Genomic DNA, 18,258 nt, shown 5'->3' with positions numbered 1-18,258 from the left:
ACTGACAACGGAAGGACAGCCTGATGCCGGGACGTCAACGGCGTGACGGCGGAAGCGGCCCCGCCGGACAGAACAGTGGCCCCAACGCAGGTGGCGACAACAACCAGCGCGGCGACAACCGCGGTGGCGGTCGTGACCGTCGTGACAACGGCCGTGGCGGCAACGCTGCGGACAAGTCGAACTTCATCGAGAAGGTCGTCACGATCAACCGCGTCTCCAAGGTGGTCAAGGGTGGTCGACGCTTCAGCTTCACCGCCCTCGTCATCGTCGGTGACGGCAACGGACTGGTCGGCGTCGGTTACGGCAAGGCCAAGGAAGTTCCCGCGGCCATCCAGAAGGGTGTCGAGGAGGCTCGCAAGAGCTTCTTCCGCGTCCCGATGATCGCCGGCACCATCACGCACCCCATCCAGGGCGAGGCCGCAGCAGGCGTCGTCATGTTGCGTCCGGCCAGCGCCGGTACCGGCGTCATCGCCGGTGGCGCTGTGCGTGCCGTGCTGGAGTGCGCCGGTGTCCACGACGTGCTGTCGAAGTCGCTCGGTAGCGACAACGCCATCAACGTCGTGCACGCGACCGTCGCAGCCCTCAAGGGTCTGCAGCGTCCCGAGGAAGTTGCGGCTCGCCGCGGCCTGACCCTCGAAGAGGTTGCACCCGCCGGAATGCTGCGCGCACGCGCACAGGCAGGAGCGGTGAAGTAATGGCTCAGCTGAAGGTCACCCAGATCAAGAGCACCATCGGCCAGAAGGCGAACCAGCGTGACAGCCTGCGTACTCTCGGGCTCAAGGGCATCCGCCAGACGGTCGTCCGCGAGGACAACCCGCAGAACCGCGGACTGGTCAACACGGTGCGCCACCTCGTAACTGTTGAGGAGGTCTAACCATGACCATCAAACTGCACCACCTGCGCCCCGCAGCCGGATCCAAGTCGACGAAGATTCGCGTCGGCCGTGGTGAAGGTGGCAAGCGTGGCAAGACCGCAGGTCGCGGTACCAAGGGAACCGGCGCACGCAAGAACGTGCCGGCACGCTTCGAGGGTGGCCAGATGCCCCTCCACATGCGGCTCCCGAAGCTCAAGGGCTTCACCAACCGCAACCGTGTCGTGTTCCAGGTCGTGAACCTGCGCGACATCGAGCGTTTGTTCCCCGAGGGCGGTCAGATCGGTATCCCCGAGCTCATCGCCAAGGGCGCCGTTCGCAAGAACGAGCCCGTCAAGGTTCTCGGCGACGGAAACCTGACCGTGAAGGTCGAGATCTCGGCCAACAAGTTCACGGGCTCCGCCAAGGAAAAGATCGCCGCTGCCGGCGGTTCTGCAACCGAGGTATGAGCATCGGTTCGATGTGCTGAGTAGCAGCGCATCGACCAGCAGTTCGTGACGATGGCCGCAGCCACAGCTCTCGCAGCTGAGCTGCGGCCATCGTTGCCTCGGCACCACGTGCCGTGGTCGACCGAACGGACAGGGTCCAACACTGACCGTCGGGCGGTTCGATACGCACTGTTAGAGTTCTAGAGTTCACAGAAGTTCGTTTCGATGCGGGCGATGCATGTCGCCTGCAGTCCATGCTCGTGAGGCTCACGGGAGCGCCGGTTGCGCTCCCGACGAAGCACTCGCAGCGTCAACGCAGTCGTGCCAGGAGGATCTTTGCTTTCCGCCTTCGTGTCGGCCCTCAGGACTCCTGACCTGAGACGGAAGATCCTCTTCACGCTCGGTCTGGTGGCCCTGTATCGCTTCGGTGCCACGCTGCCGTCGCCGGGTGTCGACTACGCCAATGTCCGAGCATGCATCGACCAGGTCTCCGGTGGAGACTCGGCCGGCATCTACTCGTTGATCAACCTGTTCTCCGGTGGAGCGCTCCTTCAGCTCTCGGTGTTCGCGATCGGCATCATGCCGTACATCACCGCCAGCATCATCGTGCAGCTGCTCACCGTCGTCATCCCGAAGTTCGAGGAACTCCGTAAGGAGGGACAGTCGGGACAGGCCAAGATGACGCAGTACACGCGTTATCTGTCGATCGCCTTGGCCATCCTGCAGGCGACCGGCCTGGTGGCCCTCGCCTCGCGCGGCCAACTGCTTCAGGGCTGCCAGCAGGACATCATCGCCGACCAGAGCATCTTCGGTCTCGTCATCATCGTGCTCGTCATGACCGCAGGTGCAGCCGTCGTCATGTGGTTCGGTGAGGTCATCACCGAACGCGGCGTCGGCAACGGCATGTCGCTGCTCATCTTCGCGGGAATCGCCTCGCGCATCCCGTCCGAGGGCAACTCGATCCTCGAGAGCCGCGGTGGGTTGGTGTTCGGATTCGTCTGCTTCGCAGCGTTCCTGATCATCACCGGCGTGGTCTTCGTCGAGCAGGGTCAGCGCCGAATTCCCGTCCAGTACGCCAAGCGCATGGTCGGTCGAAAGATGTACGGCGGCTCGTCCACGTACCTTCCGCTCAAGGTCAACCAGGCCGGCGTCATCCCGGTGATCTTCGCGTCCTCGCTGCTGTACCTGCCCAACCTCATCGCCCAGCTCACCTCGGCGAGCACCGCGGTCGATCCGAGTTGGTGGCAGCGCATCATCAACGAGTACCTGGTGAACCCCGCGAACCCGGTGTACATCGCGATCTTCTTCGGTCTGATCGTCTTCTTCACGTATTTCTACGTGGCGATCACGTTCAACCCCGAAGAGCGCGCCGACGAAATGAAGAAGTTCGGCGGGTTCATCCCTGGCATCCGGCCGGGCAAGCCGACCGCCGACTATCTGAACTACGTCCTCAGTCGCATCACATTGCCGGGCGCGGTCTACCTGGGCACCATTGCCGTGCTCCCGAACCTGTTCCTCGACATCGGAAGTTCGGGTGGAGGACAGAACCTCCCCTTCGGTGGCACCGCCGTGCTGATCATGGTCAGCGTGGGCCTGGATACCGTGAAGCAAATCGAAAGCCAGCTGATGCAGCGTAACTACGAAGGGTTCCTCAAGTGAGACTTGTTCTGCTCGGTCCCCCCGGTGCCGGCAAAGGCACCCAGGCCGTCCTCCTGTCCGAGAAGCTGGGCGTTCCGCACATCTCGACCGGCGACCTGTTTCGCGCGAACATCGGCGAGAAGACGGCGCTCGGACTCGAAGCGAAGAAGTACCTCGATGCAGGCGACCTGGTTCCCAGTGAGCTGACGATCGACATGGTCCGCAGTCGCCTCTCCGAGCCCGATGCCGTCAACGGCTTCCTGCTCGACGGCTTCCCACGTTCGGTGGGTCAGGCCGAGGCACTGGTCGGCATCCTGGCGGATCTGAACGCGAAGCTCGACGCCGTCCTCTCCTTCGTCGTCGACGAGGATGTCGTCGTCGAACGGATGCTCTCGCGTGGACGCGAGGACGACAAGGAAGACGTCATCCGGAACCGACTCAAGGTGTACCGGGACGAGACCGCGCCGCTGCTCGACTACTACGAGGGTCAACTCGTCACGGTCGACGCGATCGGTGAGGTGGACGAGGTCAACGCTCGCGCGCTGAAGTCCATCGAGGACCACGGCAAGTAATGGCGTTCGGCCGTAAACGCAAGGTCGTGCCGTTCCGCAGTGCCGGCGAACTCGACGCCATGGCTGCGGCCGGCGCGGTCGTCGGCGCTGCTCTGGTGGCCGTCCGCAACGCGGCGGTGCCCGGTGTCTCGACTCTCGAGCTCGACCGAGTGGCCGAGGCGGTCATTCGTGATGCCGGTGCGGTGCCGTCGTTCCTCGGATACCACGGCTTCACCGGCAGTATCTGTTCGTCGGTGAACGACCGTGTGGTGCACGGCATTCCGTCGGCAGACGAACTCCTTGTCGCAGGCGATCTGGTGTCCATCGACTGTGGGGCAGTTCTCGACGGTTGGCACGGAGACTCTGCTTGGACATTCGGCGTCGGCGACATCATCGAGGCCGATGCGATGCTGAGCGAGGCGACGAGGCTGTCGATGGAAGCCGGCATCGCCGCGATGCTTCCCGGCAACCGGCTCACCGACGTCTCGCACGCCATCGAATCCGGAACTCACGCGGCCGAGCAGGCTCACGGCCGCAAGTACGGAATCGTCGACGGGTACGGCGGTCATGGCATCGGCCGTGAGATGCACATGGACCCGTTCCTCGCGAACGAGGGCGCGCCGGGTAAGGGACCGGAACTGGTCGTCGGGTCCACTCTCGCGATCGAGCCCATGCTGACCCTCGGTACGTACGACACCGACATCCTCGACGACGGGTGGACGGTCGTGACCACCGACGGATCCCGGTCGGCGCATTGGGAACACACCGTTGCCGTCACCGAGGACGGGCCGCGGATCCTGACGCTACGACCCAGTTAGGGTCACCAGGCCAACGATCCGTAGCGCCGACCCCCGCGGACCAGTCCGAGGTGCGCAGCCACCAGACGTAGCCAGAGCCGAGTGGGCATCTTGGTCACCGCCGTGGGAAGTAGCGGGTTTCGTATGCCGAGCATCAGCAGAGCGATGGAGATCGAGCGTGCCCGGAAGGGTGGGCAGCCGTGTACTCGGTAGAGGCCGCGCACGTGAGCCGATCCGTACCCCAGAGCGCCTGCCTGCTTCCAGTTCTCTCGATGGCCGGTGCGCAGTCGGTACGAGACCAGCGGTTCGGCGATGAAGTGCAATCGATATCCCGCGTGCTGTGCGCGCCACGAGAACTCCATGTCCTCGCTGGCGTGTACGTACTCGAGCATGCCGCCGAGTTGACGGTAGGTCGATCTGCGGCACGCCATGCTGGCACCGATGGCGAACGGTAGGTATGTCGACTTGCCCTGATCCGACGGCGGCGCGAACGGTGTCGATGCTCGCGTGGCAGCGGAGTTCAGGGTCTCGGTCTCCAGGCCGGTGCCTACCAGGTCGTACTCGTCGAGGCCGGCAACGATGCGCCGGAGCCAGCTCGGGTGCACCGCGTCGTCCGCGTCGCAGAAGGCGAGCAGTTCGCTGCGGGCGGCGTCTGCACCCCTGTTACGTGCGAACGATGCGCCCGGTTGTCCCGCAGCATCGACGTACTTCAGATCCAGGGCTCCACGGAGGCAATGGTTGTCGATGTGTTCGCGAAGGCCGTCGGTCGAGCCGTTGTCGCTGACGATCACCGTGAAGGGATGCTCGTAGTCCTGTCGAGCGAGAGCTCGTAGTTGGTCGTCGAGAACATCCTTGGAGTTGTGAACCGGAATGATGACGGATACGACCGGGTTGCCGGTGCGCGTGTCTGAGCTCAAGAGGGATGCCTTGTGGTCGTCGTCGCGGACATGGCCGCCGCTGCGAGCGCAGGCGGGACGGCCTGAAGTGCGGCTGTTGATGCAGCCCAGCAGAACGTTAGCTCAGGAAATCGAACTGGGGCAACCGTTGACCTGGAGCATGGACGCGGGACGCATTTGGCCAGACGTGCATTACCCGGTAACATGGATCGACGGTGCGCCCTGCGTACCGGATGTTCGCGTGCCCTGGTGGCCTGCGAACCGTTCCGGCGACACATCGGCCCGTTGACTCGGGTCGGTCAGTGGGCATCACGGTAACGGAAACAGATGCAATCAACCAGGTGTGAGAGCCAGGATCGCGGAGGATATGGCCAAGAAAGACGGTGCTATCGAGGTAGAGGGCCGAGTTGTCGAACCGCTGCCCAATGCGATGTTTCGCATTGAGCTCGAAAACGGCCACAAGGTACTCGCTCACATCAGCGGAAAGATGCGTCAGCACTACATCCGCATCCTTCCCGAGGATCGCGTCGTGGTAGAGCTTTCGCCCTACGACCTCACGCGTGGACGCATCGTTTACCGCTACAAGTAAGAGCTTCCCCGGCCACGTCCGGTCGGGGAGAACCATGCTCGGATCCACTGCATGCAGCGGGGCCGAGCTACACACAGGAGATCAACGACGTGAAGGTTCAGCCGAGCGTCAAGAAGATCTGCGAAAAGTGCAAGGTGATTCGTCGTAACGGACGCGTCATGGTGATCTGCGACAACCTGCGGCACAAGCAGCGTCAGGGATAACCACCGAGCTTTTCGCACGTCGGCTTGGCAACAGCTAGAAGATGACCTCCCAGCACCAACCGTGACACACGCGTCACGGCATACCCCCGGCACGGAGGCCGGGGCCCCACTGAGTTTGTTGAAAGACGCTTCACACCCCAGCGGTGAGAAGGACACAGGGGACGGACTGGGAGCAGACCTCCGGACAAGAAAAGGAAATGCCACATGGCACGTCTCGCAGGTGTGGATCTGCCGCGCGAAAAGCGCATGGAGATCGCACTGACTTACATCTACGGCGTCGGCCGTACCCGCTCCAAGGAGATCCTCACAGCGACGGGCGTCAGCCCCGACCTGCGAAGCAAGGATCTCGGCGACGACGATCTGCGCAAGCTCAGCGATTACATCAACGAGTCCCTCAAGGTCGAGGGCGACCTGCGCCGCGAGGTTCAGGCCGACATCCGTCGCAAGATCGAAATCGGCTGCTACCAGGGTCTTCGCCACCGTCGTGGTCTGCCCGTCCGTGGACAGCGCACCAAGACCAATGCGCGTACCCGTAAGGGACCCAAGCGCACCATTGCCGGCAAGAAGAAGGCGAAGTAATGCCCCCCAAAGCACGCGGTACCGGTCCGAAGAAGGCGCAGAAGACGCGTCGCAGGGACAAGAAGAACGTCCCGCACGGATCTGCGCACATCAAGAGCACGTTCAACAACACGATCGTGTCGATCACCGACCCCGCCGGAAACGTCATCTCGTGGGCGTCCTCGGGACACGTGGGCTTCAAGGGCTCGCGCAAGTCGACTCCGTTCGCCGCACAGCTCGCAGCCGAGAACGCTGCGCGCAAGGCACAGGAGCACGGCGTCAAGAAGGTCGACGTCTTCGTCAAGGGTCCCGGCTCCGGCCGTGAGACCGCGATCCGCTCGCTTCAGGCCGCTGGCCTCGAGGTCGGCACCATCTCCGATGTCACCCCTCAGCCGCACAACGGCTGCCGTCCGCCCAAGCGGCGTCGGGTCTAGCGGGAAGGAAAGGTTTAGAAAATGGCACGTTATACCGGTCCTATCACCCGCAAGTCGCGTCGTCTGCGCGTCGACCTCGTCGGAGGCGACCAGGCGTTCGAGCGTCGTCCCTACCCGCCCGGCCAGCACGGCCGCGCGCGGATCAAGGAGAGCGAGTACCTGCTTCAGCTGCAGGAGAAGCAGAAGGCTCGCTTCACCTACGGCGTCATGGAGAAGCAGTTCCGTCTGTACTACAAGGAAGCCAACAGGACGGTCGGCAAGACCGGCGAGAACCTGCTGACCATCCTCGAGAGTCGTCTCGACAACGTCGTCTACCGCGCCGGATTGGCACGTACGCGTCGTCAGGCCCGTCAGCTGGTCACGCACGGTCACTTCCTGGTGAACAACAAGCGCGTCGACATCCCCAGCTACCGCGTCTCGCAGTACGACATCATCGACGTCCGTGAGAAGTCGGCACAGACGCTGCCGATCCAGATCGCCCGCGAAAGCTACGGCGACCGTCCCGTCGCCCCGTGGCTGCAGGTCGTTCCCAACCGTCTTCGCATCCTGGTTCACAGGTTGCCGGAGCGCGCACAGATCGATGTGCCGCTCCAGGAGCAGCTCATCGTCGAGTACTACTCGAAGTAAGGCGCGGCACGCATGTGAGTCTCCTCGCGAGGCTCACATGCGTCTTCGCCTCCACACGTGGGCGTCAAATAGCGGACGCCCGTACAGGAGGAACACACAATGCTCATTTCACAGCGCCCGACGCTGACCGAAGAGGTCATCGCCGACAACCGCTCGAAATTCGTCATCGAGCCGCTCGAGCCCGGCTTCGGCTACACACTCGGCAACTCGCTCCGCCGCACCCTGCTGTCGTCGATCCCCGGCGCTGCTGTCACCAGCATCCGTATCGACGGCGTCCTCCACGAATTCACCACCGTCCCCGGAGTCAAGGAAGATGTCACCGACATCATCCTGAACCTCAAGGGCCTCGTGGTGAGCTCCGAAGAAGACGAACCGGTCACCATGTACGTCCGCAAGCAGGGCCCCGGCGCTGTGACCGCAGGCGACATCGTGCCTCCGGCCGGCGTCACGGTGAACAACCCGGATCTGCACATCGCGACCCTGAACGACAAGGGCAAGTTGGAGATCGAGCTCGTCGTCGAGCGCGGTCGCGGCTACGTCCCCGCCGTTCAGAACAAGGCATCGGGTGCCGAGATCGGCCGTATTCCGGTCGACTCGATCTACTCACCCGTGCTCAAGGTCACCTACAAGGTGGAGGCCACCCGCGTCGAACAGCGCACCGACTTCGATCGGCTCGTTCTCGACGTGGAGACCAAGAATTCCATCACCGCGCGGGACGCGCTCGCTTCGGCGGGCAAGACCCTGGTTGAGCTCTTCGGCCTCGCCCGTGAGCTGAACGTCGAAGCAGAAGGCATCGAGATCGGACCCTCGCCCGCCGAGGCCGATCACATTGCTTCCTTCGGACTCCCCATCGAGGATCTGGACCTCACCGTCCGGTCCTACAACTGCCTCAAGCGCGAGGGTGTTCACACCGTCGGCGAGTTGGTTGGTCGTACCGAGTCCGATCTGCTCGACATCCGTAACTTCGGGCAGAAGTCCATCGACGAGGTGAAGGTCAAGCTGCATTCGCTCGGCCTCTCCCTCAAGGACAGCCCCGCGTCGTTCGATCCGAGCACCGTGCCTGGCTACGACGCCACCACGGGCACGTGGAGTGACACCGACGCCGGCTCCTTCAGCGACACCGAAGGTGCCGAGCAGGACTACGCCGAGACAGAACAGCTGTAATCAGCTCGCTGGAGCTCTTACTAGGAGATTCATCATGCCCAAGCCCACCAAGGGCCGCCGTCTCGGCGGGTCGGCGTCGCACCAGAAGGCCATCCTGGCCAACCTGGCGACGTCACTCTTCGAGCACGGCCGCATCACCACCACCGAGTCGAAGGCCAAGCGCCTTCGTCCCCACGCCGAGAAGCTCGTCACCCATGCCAAAAAGGGTGATCTGGCGCATCGTCGTGAGGTTCTCAAGACGATCAACAACAAAGATGTCGTGCACAAGCTGTTCGCCGAGATCGGGCCTTTCTTCGCCGATCGCGACGGTGGCTACACGCGCATCATCAAGACCGTCCCCCGCAAGGGTGACAACTCGCCGATGGCCATCATCGAGCTCGTCAACGAGCAGACGGTGTCCAACGAAGCCGATCGCGCACGCCGCGTGAAGGCTTCGCAGGCTGCTCCCGCCGCAACCGAGGCTCCGGCCGAGGACGCGACCGACGAGAACGTCGTCGAGGCTGTCGAAGCCGACGCGACCGACGCCGAGGTGGCCAACGCCGACGCAGTCATCGACGGCATCGAGGACAACGACGCACACGCGTCGGACGCCCCCGAGGCCGAGGAAGCAAAGAAGGACTAGTCCTTTTGAGCTCCGAGCACGATCGAAGCGGGCCCGCCATTCCCTCAGGGGAAGGCGGGCCCGCTTTTTCGGTACCCACCAGATATCGGCTCGACATCTCCTACGACGGCACGAACTTCTCCGGATGGGCGCGCCAACCGGGTATCCGCACCGTCTGCGGAGTGCTCGAAGAAGCTTTCTCCACGGTGCTGCGGCAACCGATAGAGCTGACCGTGGCGGGGCGAACCGACGCGGGAGTCCACGCAACGGGACAGGTGGCGCACTTCGATGCCGTCGACGTTCCGGACGATCACGACAGACTGGTCCGGCGAATGGCCCGGTTTCTGCCAACCGATGTTCGAGTGCGGGCCATCAGCACCGTTTCCCGCGATTTCGACGCCAGGTTCTCGGCGTACCGCAGGCACTACGAGTACCGATTCGGCACGGCGCTCTACGGCGTCGACCCCCTCGACGTCGCCGGTGTCGTGTCCTGGCCGAGGCCGATCGATCTTGGCGCGGTGCGCGAGGCATCCGCGGGATTGATCGGTCTGCACGATTTCGCCGCGTTCTGCAAGCGACGTGACGGTGCCACCACCGTTCGGGAACTGCAGCGGTTCGACTGGGAGCGCGACGGCGATCGCCTCACCGCGTACGTCAGCGCCGACGCATTCTGCTGGTCGATGGTGCGTAGTCTCGTCGGTGCCATGCAGGCCGTGGGGGAAGGCCGCCGAACTCCCGACTGGGCGCGGTCGCTGTTGACTCGCCGCGAGAGGGCGAGCGAGGTGGCGGTGGCTCCGGCGCACGGCTTGTCCTTGGTTCGAGTCGACTATCCACCGGCCGACGAGCTGGCCGCCCGGAACGCGGCCACCCGAGAAGTGCGGTCGGCGATCACCGACGGTTGCTGTGGGGGAGAGGGCTGACCGAGCGCCACCGGGTCTACTGTCGGAGCGATGCAGCCGATACAGCTCGCGATCGTCGTCGGTAGTGTGCGCGCCGGTCGAGTGGGTCCGACCGTCGCCGCCTGGGTTCGAGGTGTCGCCGCCGAACGCACCGCCGTCGAGGTGGTCGACGTCGATTTGGCCGACTTCGAGTTACCGAATTCCCTCGTTCCGTGTGAGGCCTCCGAACGCTTCACCCGGACCGTCGGACGCGCCGACGCCTTCGTGTTCGTCACCCCCGAGTACAACCACGGCGTGCCCGGTGCGTTGAAGACTGCCCTCGACACGGTGAAATACGAATGGCGTGGCAAGCCAGTGGGATTCGTCTCGTACGGCGGGCTCGGCGGGGGAATTCGAGCCACCGAACAGTTACGGGAGATCACCGCCGAACTGCACATGGTCTCCGTCCGAGACGCCGTGTCGCTGCATCGGGTCCGTAAGCGGTTCGACGAGTCGGGACGCATCGACGACGCAGCCGCCGTCGACGCTCTCGGGCGTCTTCTCGATCAGCTGGAGTGGTGGGCCGACGCAGTGGCCGGCGCACGTGGGCGGGCCGACTACCCCGGCTGAGAATCGGTCATGCACGTACTGCGGGGCGCAGACTCCGTGGCCGGCCGATGAATTCTGTTTCCTGCGGAATCGTGACCAGCGTCAACTCGACGTCGAGCGGACCGGACCGGACTCGAATTCGATCACCCGACGCATGGGGCTGCACGATCGTCAGATCCGGCTCCGATCGCGGCATGCTCAGCTCCTGATCGGTGCGGCCGGTCCGCGGCACATGCTCGGACAACGAGATCACCGTGACGCCCGAAAGTCCCTGTTGTGCAGGCGGTTCCGAACCGTCGGCGAAGTCGATGAGGATCACGTCGTACGACGGGCGGGATCGGGACGTAGTGCCGTCGACCAGGAGTCGATCGGGAGCGCCGATGGCGTCGAGAAGCGCGCGCCAGGCGTGGGGGCGGTCGGTGCGGACGAGGACTCTGGCACCGGTGGCAATGGCTCGGAAGAGCAGTTGCTGAGCGAGGTAGAGCTCTCCCACGACTCGAACTCGTGTCAGTCCCGGTCCGAACAACCGCACCGCGACGCCGTGTCCGTGGGCGTCGGATCCCAGCAGCTGGCCGCAGCCGCTCACCGGGAGCATCAACTCGTTCACCGTCGAGACATCGAGAATTCGGCTGGGAGACAACGACTTCGGTACGGGTACGGCGAGTGGAAGCTGTGCGAGGATGCCGTCGTGTTGACTTCCACTCATCGAGGTCAACGCGCGTACCCGAGGCTTCGTGATCGGTGTCCGGGCGGCGAATCTGCACGACCCACCGACGCGCACCGTGCCGGTGTCGCGGGTCGGCTGCAGGTGGAACGACATCGTCGTTCCGAGGGACGGTGTTGCCCACAGGGTTGCGATGTCCTCGGCAGTGATTGCGCTGCAATCGATTCCGAACACGGTGCTCGACGCACCAGGCATGGGCGCTGTCGACCATGTCTGGGTCAGATCGTCGGTACCGACCCCCCGGCAGAGGTGCAACACGGCCGACCGAAGTTCGGAACCCGTCAACAGTCGCGAGGACAGACCGTGGGCGTGCAGAGCGCGAAGGACCCTCGTGGTCGCGACAACAGCGGTGCGGGCGCCTCCGGCCCTGCCTCCGCCTCTGACCTCGATCGCCCGAGCATTCGCGCGCAGGTCGAGAGTGACTGCCACCCAGACGGTTCGCACCGCTACGGCCGGTAGCGGACCGATGAGTCCCTCGTACACCTCGGTAGCGACCGACCCTGCCGAGGTTCGGAAACCGAGTGCGACTACGTCGATCGAGCAGACCTCGATGTCGTGTTGTCGAAGACACGACGCCAACGCGTCGACAGGAAGTGCGTGCTGCGTCTCGGCGCTCGCCCTGCCGAGGACCGTGGTGGCGTGCTCGGGCGCGGCGATTTCGATGGTGCAGGTGACGGTGTTGCGCTGCCAGTGGACCCCGACCGGGCCGTCCGAGGTGTCGGTGTGTTCGGTGGTCACGCCGACATCGGGGGCACGATCGGCGAGAAACCGCCAGATGGCCCGGACCCAGTCGACGACCGGTCTGCGCCGAACGGCCACGAACGGAACGAGCGCTACTGCCGCAGCGGCGAGCAGCACCCACCCGGGCCGCACCTGCGCCGCCAACAGAGCCAGACCGGTCGCCACGGCTGCGGTCTCGGCCACGATCACCCGCCGAACCGTTGGTGCGACGAAAGGAACGGCGGCTCGCCCCCGCCCTGCCCAACCGGTACGCGTCATCGAAACCCCCCCGAAGGTCGCAGTGCCCCGTCGATGACCGCCAACGCGGTCGCCGAGGTGTGCGGACGAACTGTACTGTGTCGCGTGACCCGAATGGGGATCGGGTCGTCTGCACAATCCTGGGGAGGAATCGTGGCATCGACGCCGACAACGAAGTGGCAGGTTGGCGGTTACCGCTTTCTCGTCCGCAGAATGGAACATGCGCTGATCAGGCGCGATGTTCGGATGTTGCACGATCCGATGAAGTCGCAGTCGCGGGCACTGCTGGTGGGTGTCGTCATCGCCTGCATAGGCTTGGCGGGATGCGCTGCCCTGGCACTGTTTCGGCCACAGGACAAGATCGGCGACGCGTCGATCGTGGTCGGCAAGGACTCGGCCGCGATGTTCGTGAAAGTGGACGACGTGTTTCATCCGGTGCTCAATCTCGCGTCGGCTCGATTGATCGTCGGCAAACCCGACAACCCGTTGACGGTCAAGGAATCCGAATTGTCGTCACGACCCCGCGGCGCGCTGGTGGGTATTCCCGGTGCTCCGTCTGCGCTGCCGCACGACGGTGACGGCAGCGCGCAATCGTGGACCGTATGCGACACCGTCGACCCGTTCGCCGGAGTGACCTCGACGACGGTGGTGGTGGGCGATCCTCGCTACGGTGACAGCACCGCCGCGCTTGCCGATTCCGAGGCCTTCCTCTGGACATCCAACGGCACTGCGTATCTCGTGCACGACGGCACCAAATCACCGGTCGACCTGAACAACAGGGCGGTGGTCCGCGCACTCGGACTCGAGGACGCGACACCGTCCCCGGTCAGTGCCGGTCTACTCAACTCCGTGCCCGAATCGCCTCCCGTCGCAGCACCGTTCATTCCACGGGCAGGCGAGGTTCCTGCGTTCCCGTTCGACGGCCGGACGATCGGTTCGGTCGTCCAGGTCGCCGGTCGCGACGTCCAGTACTACGTGGTTCTCGAGGACGGAATCCAAGCGATCAACGAAACTGCGGCACTGCTCATCAAATTCACCGATTCACAGGGCAGTCCGGATATCGCAGCCGTCAATCCCGACCTGCTCGCGGATGCTCCCAAAACCTCATCCGGACTGGAGGTTTCGACGTTCCCGGCGACCACTCCCGCGATCGTCGATACCGGTGACCGCCCTGTCGGATGCTTGACGTGGGAGCCACTCGCAGTTGCCGACGGCGGACCGTCGGCTCGACTGGTCGAGTCCGCCGGTCGCGGGTTGCCGCTCGAGACCGGTGCACAACCTGTTGCGCTGGCTCAGGCCGATGGCGGCGGCGACGCCGTCGACCAGGTCTATCTGGCACCCGGTAGCGGCGGGTTCGTCCGCAGTACCGGTATCTCCACGTCGAGCACGCGTCAGGGCAGCGTCTTCTTCGTGGCCGACACCGGAGTGCGGTACGGCGTCGACGGTGCCGAGGCCGCGTCGGCGCTGGGATTCGGACCGCCTGCACCCGCACCCTGGCAGATACTCCAATTGCTCGGCAGTGGACCCACTCTGGGGCGCGGACAGGCCCTGACGATGCACGACGGTGTTGCTCCCGACCCGCAGGCCGCGGCACTTCCCACGAAGTAGGCCCGGCTCAGTCGGGTCTGCCGCGTCGGCGCAGAGGTACCGACAGCGCGAGCCCGAGTGCCAGAATCACCGCCACCAGCACCGATCCGGTGACCGCTACGGTCCGCGGGCGATGATCCGGCGCAGGCGATGGCAACGGCGCACTCATCGCAACACTGTCTGCGGGTACCGACGGGGGAGCGGGCGTCACCGAATCGGTCACCGCGGCGAGAGGATCGACGATGCCGTGGCCGACGAGGGGATTCCACCCTTCGGCCGGCGCATGCGCCGTTCGTTCGATCCGGTCCACCACCTCCAGCGCAGACAGTTCGGGCCGGTGGGCGCGCACCAGCGCCGCCACCGCAGCCACCAGCGGTGCCGCAAAACTCGTCCCGGTCATGGGAATCACGCCATCGGTGCCACGGGTGCCGTTCGCCAGTCCGTTGCCCGTCGGCGACAGCGAGGTCATATTCGAACCGGGAGCTGCGACGTCGACCCACGGACCGGCCAGACTGAACGAAGACGGTGTACCGTCCGACTCGACCGAACCGACAGTCAACACGTCGTCGAACCAGGCCGGCGTCGCGATGGTCGCGAAGGAGGCCCACGGGTCCGCGTCGGGCCGAAGCGGGTCGGTCATCGGGTTCTGTGCCTGGCAGGCAGCGCTGCCGAGATTACCGGCTGCTGCGACGACGACGACATTCTTCTCTCGGACGGCGTACTGCACGGCCGCGCCGAGCGGACCGTCGGGCACACCACCTCCCGCGGGCACGCAGGCGACCTCGGAGATGTTGATGACCGAGGCACCCGAGTCCACCGCAGTTCGGATGGCCATCGCCATGGTGCGTACGTTGCCATAGCCGGCGGCGTTCTCCGGCTCGCCCGCCTGCTCCTCTTCCGGCCTGTTGTCGACGATCTGAAAGACATTGCTGGACTGGCGAATCGACAGAATTCGTGCGTCGGGTGCGCCTCCGGCGAATCCGCTGCCCGGTGCGGTCTGCGCGGCAATCAGACCGGCGACCATCGTCCCGTGCGCGTCGCAGTCGAACAACCCGTCACCGGCGCTGACGTAGTCACCGCCGGCGATCAGTCCCGGTAGGCGTGGATGAGCGGTGACCCCGGTGTCGATGACGGCAACCGTTTGACCTGCCCCACGGGTGATGGGCCAGACCGACGTGAAGTCGAGCGCCTTCAGCGCGGTCGGCACGTCCTGAACATCGGTGGCCGCGGACGGAAGGGCGCAGGCGTTCTTCTGTTCCGTGGGTTCGAGAGGGCCGGGAGGACTCGGCGGAGGCAGCTGGAACGGGTCGATCACCGGACGTTCGGCGCGTGCCGGATGCACGCCGACGACCGCGTCGAACGACAGGGCGAGAGCAGTGAACGCCGCAATGACGATCGTTCGCTGCCTGCGCGGAGTCACAGCCCGCGGACGACGCTGTACAGACCGCACACCCACACTGCGATCGGAATGACCAGGGCGATGGTGGCATATTCGAGCAGTTCGGCCGACCGGCGCATCACCGGCGAGTACGTGCGTGTGGGCACGAATGCCCCGAAGATCGATGCCGTCACCGCGCCGGCCAGTGCCACACCGAACAAGGCGAGAGCGTTGTCGGGTAACGCAACGACCGCACCGACGAGAAGCGCCAGCAGAATTGTCGTTCCGCCTGCGACCAGCGGGACAGCGTGGGTCACCACCGCATAGGTGCGCCCACGCAGCAGCAGGACGAGCGCACACAATCCCGCGAGCGCGATCGCAGGCCACCGCACGCCACCGTCGGAATCGGCTGCCGCCGCAACGAGCACGCCCGCCACCACGGCGACGGTGAACGCCGACAACAGACCGGTCAGATAGCTACGCGCTCGGGCTGCGGCGACTTGCAGATCGGCGAACGAGATCGCATCGAGTTCGGCTTCCTCGACCGTGTCCAACGGTGCTCCTGCGGTGGGAACCGGGGGAAGCGGCAACTTGGCCTGCATCATCGACACTCGGGCAGAAAGCGCAATTCCCGCCAGGCCGGTGAGAGCAGCCGCAGTGCCAATGGTCGGCTGCGGCATGGTGGTGAACAGTGTGCACACCGAAGCAGCGAACGTCATGAGTGCGAGCACGATCGCAGCGGTGAACACAGCGAACCCGGTCCCGCCGATACGAAGGGACAGCAGAGCAACAGCGCCGGCCATGGCCGAACCCAGCATCAGCTGAGCTGCACCGAACTGCCCGGGCACCAGCACAGTGCCGCCGGTGAACGTCAGCGCGACGGCACATCCGCCGAAGAGGACAGCGACGGCGTACTGGTGATACACCCGCCCCAGAATCACCCCCGCAATCGCGAAGAGAATCGACGCAGTGACGGCAGCAAGCCCCTCGACGAGACTGCCGACGTGCTCGGATCCCGCCCGGATCGGCCCACGCAACACCACCGCGCACGCCAGCAACACCAGCAGACCGGTGACCACCGAACCCACCGTGCGCGCCGTACGCGCCGTCCAGTGCGGAACATCGTCACTACCCGACCGCGCAACGGAATACATGAGGTCGTCGAACAGCGGAACCGGCGCGGGCCGCTCGGCCACACCCAGCACGAGCAACTCCCCGTCGCGCACCGACAGCTCGGCCAACGTCGCAGTCGGCGACAACGGTGGAAACCCGATCCGCGCGAGCGTCCACGCAACGGGCAACCCGTCCGACGCGGGATCCCCGTCGCTCGGCTCACCGCGCCCCGAACCAGGCCGATGCGCCGCAATCATGTCGACGATTCCCGGAACGAGAAGCGATACCGGAACGTCCACCGGCAGAGCCATGTCCACTTGCGTGGACCTGGCCAGCACCGTCACCCGACAGACTTCCTGCGCAAAGACGGCCTGTGCACCCGATGCCCGCCGACTCGCGTCCGCCGCGGCGGGTGACTGTGTCGGATCGGCAGGTGCCGTGCGTGACGGCGCAATGCCGGCCGATGGACGGCTGTCGGCGCGTGTCATGAAGATCCCCCCGGATACGTGCGATTCGCGTGCCGATGCCCGCCCCAGTGGGCATCGGTGTCCAAACCTTACGACATCGCGGCGACAAGCAATCGCCCGTCGGGATCTGCCGATGTGCGCAGCTCTCAGGCAGGAACCAGATCACTCACCTGTGCGAGCAATTCGAACGAGCGAAGCCACGATGCGCGGTCGGACACACCGGACGCGACGATCAGCTCGTCGGCCCCGGTGCGTTCGGCGAATCGATCGAGGTAGTCCTTCACCATGTCCGGAGTGCCGACCGCCGAGTACTTGGTCATCTTCGCGATCTGTTGGCCCGCAGGCGCTTCGAGGACCATGTCGGCCTCCTCGTCGGTGAAGGTCCGACCGCGGCCCAGCAGCAGGCTCACGCGACTGCGCTTGGTGCGCAGGAACTGCGCCTGTGCCTCGGCCAGCGAATCGGCCGCGATCACGTTGACACCCACGATCAGGTGCGGCTCCGACAGTTGCGCGGACGGTCGGAAGTCCCGTCGATAGATCTCGACGGCTTGTTCGAGGGCGTCGGGTGCAAAGTGCGAGGCGAAAGCAAAGGGCAGGCCGAGTGCGGCGGCGAGCTGCGCGCCGAAGAGCGACGACCCCAGGATGTACAGCGGTACCTCGGTACCTGCGCCGGGAGTTGCGCTCACTCCGGGGATCAGGGACTCCGCCGACAGGTAGCCCTGCAGTTCCTGGACATCCTGGGGAAAGCGATCGGCCGACGCGGGATCGCGCCGCATCGCGCGCATCGTCACCTGGTCGCTGCCGGGGGCGCGGCCCAGACCCAGATCGATTCGTCCCGGGTGCAGCGTTGCCAAGGTGCCGAACTGCTCGGCGATGGTCAGCGGCGCGTGATTGGGAAGCATGATCCCGCCGGATCCGAGCCGGATTCGCTCGGTGTTGGCAGCGACGTGTGCGATGAGAACCGACGTGGCCGACGACGCGATCGTCTTCATGTTGTGGTGCTCGGCGTACCAGATGCGTCGGTATCCCCAGTTCTCGGCATGCTGAGCGAGTGTGACGCTTGCATCGAAGCTGTCGCGGACTGTTTCGCCCTCGCCCACATGAGCGAGATCGAGGATGGACAGGGGTACGGACACGGTTGGGGCCAGCCTTTCGTTCGTGGAGCAC

The 18,258-nt window shown here is 65.0% G+C and carries 21 protein-coding genes; 16 read left to right on the top strand and 5 right to left on the bottom strand.

What is annotated here, in order from left to right; all coding sequences use genetic code 11:
- Positions 1–23 precede the first annotated feature (23 nt).
- The 6 genes from rpsE (at position 24) to map (ending at position 4,306) form a co-directional block, all read left to right on the top strand.
- A complete protein-coding gene (rpsE, locus tag AYK61_RS08125) occupies positions 24–695 on the top strand; it encodes a 30S ribosomal protein S5 (RefSeq protein WP_032397534.1) in 672 nt (223 codons plus the stop codon).
- Positions 695–874 (top strand): 50S ribosomal protein L30, encoded by a 180-nt coding sequence (gene rpmD, locus AYK61_RS08120; RefSeq protein WP_008718256.1) that lies wholly within the window; start codon positions 695–697, stop codon positions 872–874. The genes rpsE and rpmD overlap by 1 nt, the downstream gene beginning before the upstream one ends.
- Positions 875–876: 2 nt before the next feature.
- Positions 877–1,320, top strand: coding sequence for a 50S ribosomal protein L15 (rplO, locus tag AYK61_RS08115; protein WP_032397532.1), 444 nt, complete (start codon positions 877–879; stop codon positions 1,318–1,320).
- Positions 1,321–1,635: 315 nt separating this feature from the next.
- Entirely contained in the window at positions 1,636–2,958 is a 1,323-nt protein-coding gene (gene secY / locus AYK61_RS08110; protein WP_032397531.1) for a preprotein translocase subunit SecY, read from the top strand.
- Positions 2,955–3,509, top strand: a complete 555-nt coding sequence (locus AYK61_RS08105; protein ID WP_094739494.1) for an adenylate kinase — start codon at positions 2,955–2,957, stop codon at positions 3,507–3,509. Before secY ends, AYK61_RS08105 begins: the two co-directional genes overlap by 4 nt.
- Positions 3,509–4,306 carry a type I methionyl aminopeptidase gene (map, locus tag AYK61_RS08100; RefSeq protein WP_121870433.1) on the top strand — a complete coding sequence of 266 codons (798 nt, stop codon included), beginning with the start codon at positions 3,509–3,511 and terminating at the stop codon, positions 4,304–4,306. The genes AYK61_RS08105 and map overlap by 1 nt, the downstream gene beginning before the upstream one ends.
- A gap of 2 nt (positions 4,307–4,308) precedes the next feature.
- Here map and AYK61_RS08095 read toward each other — a convergent pair whose 3' ends face one another.
- Complete coding sequence (locus AYK61_RS08095) at positions 4,309–5,202, bottom strand: glycosyltransferase family 2 protein (protein WP_183130209.1); 894 nt, start codon at positions 5,200–5,202, stop codon at positions 4,309–4,311.
- Between the two features lie 346 nt (positions 5,203–5,548).
- Between AYK61_RS08095 and infA the strand changes: the two genes are divergently transcribed.
- From infA to AYK61_RS08050, 9 genes are all read left to right on the top strand, one after another.
- Complete coding sequence (gene infA, locus AYK61_RS08090; RefSeq protein ID WP_005140011.1) at positions 5,549–5,770, top strand: translation initiation factor IF-1; 222 nt, start codon at positions 5,549–5,551, stop codon at positions 5,768–5,770.
- Positions 5,771–5,859: 89 nt separating this feature from the next.
- Positions 5,860–5,973, top strand: a complete 114-nt coding sequence (rpmJ, locus tag AYK61_RS08085; RefSeq protein ID WP_025347279.1) for a 50S ribosomal protein L36 — start codon at positions 5,860–5,862, stop codon at positions 5,971–5,973.
- 204 nt (positions 5,974–6,177) lie between these two features.
- Complete coding sequence (gene rpsM / locus AYK61_RS08080; RefSeq protein ID WP_008718227.1) at positions 6,178–6,552, top strand: 30S ribosomal protein S13; 375 nt, start codon at positions 6,178–6,180, stop codon at positions 6,550–6,552.
- Entirely contained in the window at positions 6,552–6,965 is a 414-nt protein-coding gene (rpsK, locus tag AYK61_RS08075) for a 30S ribosomal protein S11 (protein WP_027496331.1), read from the top strand. Before rpsM ends, rpsK begins: the two co-directional genes overlap by 1 nt.
- 21 nt (positions 6,966–6,986) lie before the next feature.
- Complete coding sequence (gene rpsD, locus AYK61_RS08070) at positions 6,987–7,592, top strand: 30S ribosomal protein S4 (RefSeq protein ID WP_032397528.1); 606 nt, start codon at positions 6,987–6,989, stop codon at positions 7,590–7,592.
- A gap of 99 nt (positions 7,593–7,691) precedes the next feature.
- Positions 7,692–8,756, top strand: coding sequence for a DNA-directed RNA polymerase subunit alpha (locus tag AYK61_RS08065; protein WP_008718222.1), 1,065 nt, complete (start codon positions 7,692–7,694; stop codon positions 8,754–8,756).
- Between the two features lie 34 nt (positions 8,757–8,790).
- Entirely contained in the window at positions 8,791–9,378 is a 588-nt protein-coding gene (rplQ, locus tag AYK61_RS08060; protein ID WP_032397527.1) for a 50S ribosomal protein L17, read from the top strand.
- A 5-nt stretch (positions 9,379–9,383) separates the two neighbouring features.
- Entirely contained in the window at positions 9,384–10,277 is an 894-nt protein-coding gene (gene truA / locus AYK61_RS08055; RefSeq protein ID WP_121870431.1) for a tRNA pseudouridine(38-40) synthase TruA, read from the top strand.
- A 30-nt stretch (positions 10,278–10,307) separates the two neighbouring features.
- On the top strand, positions 10,308–10,865 hold the full coding sequence (locus AYK61_RS08050) for an NADPH-dependent FMN reductase (protein WP_121870430.1): 558 nt from the start codon (positions 10,308–10,310) through the stop codon (positions 10,863–10,865).
- A gap of 7 nt (positions 10,866–10,872) precedes the next feature.
- On the opposite strand, the gene eccE is transcribed toward AYK61_RS08050, so the two are convergent.
- Complete coding sequence (eccE, locus tag AYK61_RS08045; protein ID WP_183130208.1) at positions 10,873–12,567, bottom strand: type VII secretion protein EccE; 1,695 nt, start codon at positions 12,565–12,567, stop codon at positions 10,873–10,875.
- A 132-nt stretch (positions 12,568–12,699) separates the two neighbouring features.
- Between eccE and eccB the strand changes: the two genes are divergently transcribed.
- The gene (eccB, locus tag AYK61_RS08040; RefSeq protein WP_121872562.1) at positions 12,700–14,154 is read left to right on the top strand and encodes a type VII secretion protein EccB; all 1,455 of its coding nucleotides are present in this window, start codon (positions 12,700–12,702) and stop codon (positions 14,152–14,154) included.
- Between the two features lie 7 nt (positions 14,155–14,161).
- Here eccB and mycP read toward each other — a convergent pair whose 3' ends face one another.
- From mycP to AYK61_RS08025, 3 genes are all read right to left on the bottom strand, one after another.
- On the bottom strand, positions 14,162–15,583 hold the full coding sequence (mycP, locus tag AYK61_RS08035; protein WP_397484775.1) for a type VII secretion-associated serine protease mycosin: 1,422 nt from the start codon (positions 15,581–15,583) through the stop codon (positions 14,162–14,164).
- Positions 15,550–17,112, bottom strand: a complete 1,563-nt coding sequence (gene eccD, locus AYK61_RS08030; RefSeq protein ID WP_121870429.1) for a type VII secretion integral membrane protein EccD — start codon at positions 17,110–17,112, stop codon at positions 15,550–15,552. Before eccD ends, mycP begins: the two co-directional genes overlap by 34 nt.
- 125 nt (positions 17,113–17,237) lie before the next feature.
- Positions 17,238–18,227: an LLM class flavin-dependent oxidoreductase gene (locus AYK61_RS08025; RefSeq protein ID WP_121870428.1), complete on the bottom strand. Its 990-nt coding sequence runs from the start codon at positions 18,225–18,227 to the stop codon at positions 17,238–17,240.
- Positions 18,228–18,258: the final 31 nt, after the last annotated feature.

Source organism: Rhodococcus sp. SBT000017, from assembly GCF_003688915.1.
Lineage (GTDB): Bacteria > Actinomycetota > Actinomycetes > Mycobacteriales > Mycobacteriaceae > Rhodococcoides.
Note: the sequence above shows the minus strand (reverse complement) of the source record. Positions and strands in the feature narration are given on the sequence as shown.